This is a genomic window from Intrasporangium sp. (assembly GCF_036566125.1).
In the GTDB taxonomy this organism is placed as follows: domain Bacteria; phylum Actinomycetota; class Actinomycetes; order Actinomycetales; family Dermatophilaceae; genus Intrasporangium.
In genome coordinates this window covers 1-3,717 of record NZ_DATCWX010000341.1, presented here as the reverse complement: position 1 = coordinate 3,717, position 3,717 = coordinate 1, and the positions used below count along the sequence as shown (strand labels likewise).

The following is a 3,717-nucleotide window of genomic DNA, read 5'->3' as shown; positions in this document are numbered from 1 at the left end:
GTTGATCTTCTACGACACCGCAAATCCTGCCGTCGCCAGCGCCCCCGCCGCCGAGTACCTCCAAGTGCAGGACGGACGCATCACCGCCTTACGGATCGTCTTCGACCGGCTCCCCTTTGCCCTCGCCCGTGGCGAGGTCGTCCGGCGTCCACAATGAGGCCAATCTGCACGCTCGTTCAGGACAATCGGAGCTCGATCGGTTGGCACGTCCCCAGCGCTGGGCGACCACTAGGCTCCGCCCATGGTGCGTCCTGCCCTCGTAGCCTTCGCGGCTGTCAGCGCAGTCCATCTCGGCGCTCAGCTCGTCGACCCGGACGGGACCATCGCGCCATTGACCCAGGTGCTGCTCATGCCGGTCCTCGCCTGGGTGCTCGTCTCCGCGGTGCCATCGACCCGCCCACGTCTCGTGAAGCTGACCCTGCTCGCCCTCGGCTTCTCCTGGCTGGGCGACACGCTTCCCCGGTTCGCGTCGGAGGATGCCGGGTTCCTCCTCATGGTCGGTTTCTTCCTCCTCGCCCAGCTGACCTACGCCGTTGCGTTCCTCCCGTACTGGCGTGCATCCATCGTCCGCCGCAGTCCCATCCTTCTTCTGCCGTATGCCGCTGGGCTCGCTCGGCTCGTCGCCGTCACTCACGTGCGGGCTGGGTCGCTCCTCGTGCCGCTCATCTTCTACGGGTTGGCGCTGGGCACCATGGCGGTTCTCGCCACCGGCCTCGGCTGGGTCGCCGGGATCGGTGGCGCGCTCTTCTTCGTCTCGGACTCCCTCATTGCGCTGCGCGCGTTCGCAGACGTGACCCTGCCGGCGCACGGCTTCTGGGTCATACTCACCTACATCGTGGGCCAGACCCTTCTCGTCCTCGCGGTGGTCCGCGTCCAGGGCGGTGCCGCGCTCAAGCGGGCGAGGTGAGCGAGTCCGCTTCGGCGACGAGCGCTTCCCGCACCAGCGCCGCAGCAGCCCGCTCGGCGTGATCCCGTCGGGAGAGCACCGCCATGCGCCGCCCCAGTGCGAGGTCCCGGGTCGGCACCAGCACGAGGCGCTGCCCGTCCTGGTTGTCGGCTGCGAAGCGGGGTAGCAGCGCGATCGCGAGACCGGCCGCCACGAACGCCTCCTGCAGCCGAAGGTCGGTGAACCGGTGCGACACCAGTGGCTCGCTCCCGTCCGCAGCGAACCACCGCCGCAGTGCGTCGTCGAAGGGCCACCCCTCAGGCACGCTCACCCAGGTCTCCCGCCGCACATCAGCCAGCCGAACGGAGCGACGCGTGCTGAGGCGGTGCCCGGGCCAGACCGCGACGTCGAGTGGCTCGACGAGCAGCTCCGTGACGGAGAGCCCGTGCCAGGTCCGCGGAGGCCGACTCGCGGCGCGTGGGATTCCCGGCTTGACAGCCGGCTCGGCCAGCTCGGTCGCGTGATGGGCGACAACGAGGTCCACGTCGTCGACGAGCGCGGCATAGTCGTCGCCGTGCACGTCCGACTCGACGAGCTCGAGCGACACGTCTGGCCAGGGCTCGAGCCGCCGAACCAGGCCCGGGAGGAGCAGCTGGCCGGCGGTCGGGAAGACGCTGAGGCGCACCATGCCCCGTCGCTCGCCGCGGTACTCGTCCCACCGGCCCTGCAGCCGAGCCAGGGAGACCTCGACGTCCAGCGATGCCTCGACGAGGACTCGTCCGGCTGCGGTGAGCTCGACGCGTCGGCCGACTCGTCGGAGCAGCGGAGTTCCCGCCTCGCGCTCGAGCAGCTTGAGCTGCTGTGACACCGCCGTCGGTGTGAGGCTCATGGCACGGGCGACCTCGGTGACGGTCGACCTCCGAGCGAGCTCGCGCAGCAGCGCCAGGCGCCGGACATCCATGAAGGAAAACTACATGGATATCGAAGGAAGTCTCGATGGACTGGATCGTCGGTCTGCCCGAAGGTTGAGTCCATGGATGGTGGCATGACGCGGCGGGACGTTCTCCAGGCCGGACTGGTGGCGGTCATCTGGGGTATCAACTTCGTGGCCATCCATGCGTCGCTCGAGCACTACCCGCCTCTTCTCCTGGCGTCGCTCCGGTTTCTCGTCCTGGCGATCCCGACGATCCTGTTCGTGCCACGCCCTCGAGTGCGCTGGCGATGGCTGGTCGGCTACGGGGTGGGCTTCGGCATCCTGCAGTTCGCCTTCCTCTACCTGGGCATGGCCGCCGGAATGCCAGCCGGGCTCTCCTCCCTCGTCCTGCAGGCCTCCGCGCCGTTCACCGTGCTCCTCGCCGCTGTCTTCCTCCGCGAGCGCCCCGCGTTGCCCGTGCTGATCGGAGTCGCCGTCGCCCTGTCGGGCCTCGCCGTCATTGCCGGATACCGCGGCCTCGCCGTGTCGGTCGTGCCGGTCGTGCTCGTCCTCGCGGGCGCACTCGGGTGGGCCATCGGCAACATCTGCTCCCGCCAGGCGAAGCCCGACTCGCCGTTCCGGTTCATGATGTGGATGACGGTCGTGCCGCCGGTCCCGTTGCTGGCCCTCTCCCTTGTCGTCGAAGGTCCGGAGCAGATCACCTCGGCGCTGGCCGACGCGCCGGGCGCGTGGGCGGCAAACGTCGGGCTCGCCTACACCGTGGTCCTCGCGACGATCGTTGGCAGCGGCATCTGGACGAGCCTGCTCGCCCGTAACTCGGCGAGCTCCGTCGCGCCTTTCTCGATGCTGGTGCCGGTCGCTGGGCTGGGCTCGGCCTGGCTGATCCTCAACGAGCGGCCCTCCGGGTGGGAGCTGCTCGGGGGTGTCCTCATCGTGGTCGGTGTGCTCGGGCCCTACGTCTCCAGTCGAGTGAACAGGATTCGGGCCCGAAAGTCGTTCACTCGATTGAGGCGGCCGGCCGAGAAGGAGGTGTGGGCGCGGGGCGAGCTCAGCGGCATACGGCATAGTTTGGAAAGGTGACCATCGAGATCAGGCCCGCCACGCGAGCTCGCTTCGACGACGTGGCGACGATGCTCGGCCCGAAGAACCCGGCCTCGGACGTGTGCTGGTGCCTCAGTCACCGGCTCGACTCCAGGACGAGCCGCGAACTGCGCCGCACGGCGCGCCGCGACTACATGCGCGAGCTGACCGAGCGTGATGTGGCCCCGGGCGTGCTCGCCTACGAGGACGGGGAGGTGGTCGGCTGGGCTGCCGTGGCGCCGCGGTCCGAGCTGCCCTTCGAGCGGTCCCGCCTCATCCCGCACGTCGACGACCTGCCGGTGTGGTCGATCTGGTGCATCAGGGTGCGACCCGGCCATCGCCGCAAGGGCATCTCCCATGCGCTGCTGGCTGGCGCCGTCGACTATGCCGCCGAGAAGGGCGCGCCGGCCGTCGAGGGCTACCCCGTTGACAACAAGGGGCAGAAGGTCGATCTCACCATGGCCTTCGTCGGGACCCGGGCGGTCTTCGAGCGGGCCGGCTTCACCAAGGCCGCGGACACCGACGCGATCGCCGGCGGCTTTCCACGTGTCCTCATGCGCCGCAGCCTGGCGTAGCGTCGGATCCGGACGTCTGCCTTCCGGATCGGACCCTACATGCATGCCGACGCAAGTCCCACCGCACGAGCACTGCTCGCCCTCGAGCTGATCCAGTCGAGCCCCGGCATCACGGCCGACCGGCTGGGGACGAGGCTCGGAGTCACCGAGCGGGCGGCCCGTCGGTACGTGGGCATCCTTCGGGAGGCCGGCATCCCGATCGACTCGGTGCGCGGGCCCTATGGCGGCTACCGCGTCGGGCG

At 69.6% G+C, this 3,717-nt stretch carries 5 protein-coding genes; 4 read left to right on the top strand and 1 reads right to left on the bottom strand.

The genetic code is table 11. The features are described from left to right. Nucleotides 1–241 precede the first annotated feature (241 nt). Nucleotides 242–907, top strand: coding sequence for a lysoplasmalogenase family protein (locus VIR15_RS20355; RefSeq protein WP_331931173.1), 666 nt, complete (start codon nucleotides 242–244; stop codon nucleotides 905–907). On the opposite strand, the gene VIR15_RS20350 is transcribed toward VIR15_RS20355, so the two are convergent. Then, nucleotides 891–1,847 (bottom strand): LysR family transcriptional regulator, encoded by a 957-nt coding sequence (locus VIR15_RS20350; RefSeq protein WP_331931171.1) that lies wholly within the window; start codon nucleotides 1,845–1,847, stop codon nucleotides 891–893. The genes VIR15_RS20355 and VIR15_RS20350 overlap by 17 nt on opposite strands. An 84-nt stretch (nucleotides 1,848–1,931) precedes the next feature. Between VIR15_RS20350 and VIR15_RS20345 the strand changes: the two genes are divergently transcribed. The 3 genes from VIR15_RS20345 to VIR15_RS20335 all read left to right on the top strand — a co-directional run. Then, entirely contained in the window at nucleotides 1,932–2,900 is a 969-nt protein-coding gene (locus VIR15_RS20345; RefSeq protein WP_331931169.1) for an EamA family transporter, read from the top strand. After that, nucleotides 2,897–3,475 (top strand): GNAT family N-acetyltransferase, encoded by a 579-nt coding sequence (locus tag VIR15_RS20340; protein ID WP_331931167.1) that lies wholly within the window; start codon nucleotides 2,897–2,899, stop codon nucleotides 3,473–3,475. The genes VIR15_RS20345 and VIR15_RS20340 overlap by 4 nt, the downstream gene beginning before the upstream one ends. Before the next feature lie 39 nt (nucleotides 3,476–3,514). Continuing rightward, the coding region (locus VIR15_RS20335) for an HTH domain-containing protein (RefSeq protein ID WP_331931165.1) at nucleotides 3,515–3,717 on the top strand (203 nt) is incomplete at its 3' end.

Bases quoted from the DNA above. Each gene is read 5' to 3' on its own strand.
- VIR15_RS20355 (WP_331931173.1), top strand. From the start codon at position 242: ATGGTGCGTCCTGCCCTCGTAGCCTTCGCGGCTGTCAGCGCAGTCCAT.
- VIR15_RS20350 (WP_331931171.1), bottom strand. From the start codon at position 1,847: ATGGATGTCCGGCGCCTGGCGCTGCTGCGCGAGCTCGCTCGGAGGTCG.
- VIR15_RS20345 (WP_331931169.1), top strand. From the start codon at position 1,932: ATGACGCGGCGGGACGTTCTCCAGGCCGGACTGGTGGCGGTCATCTGG.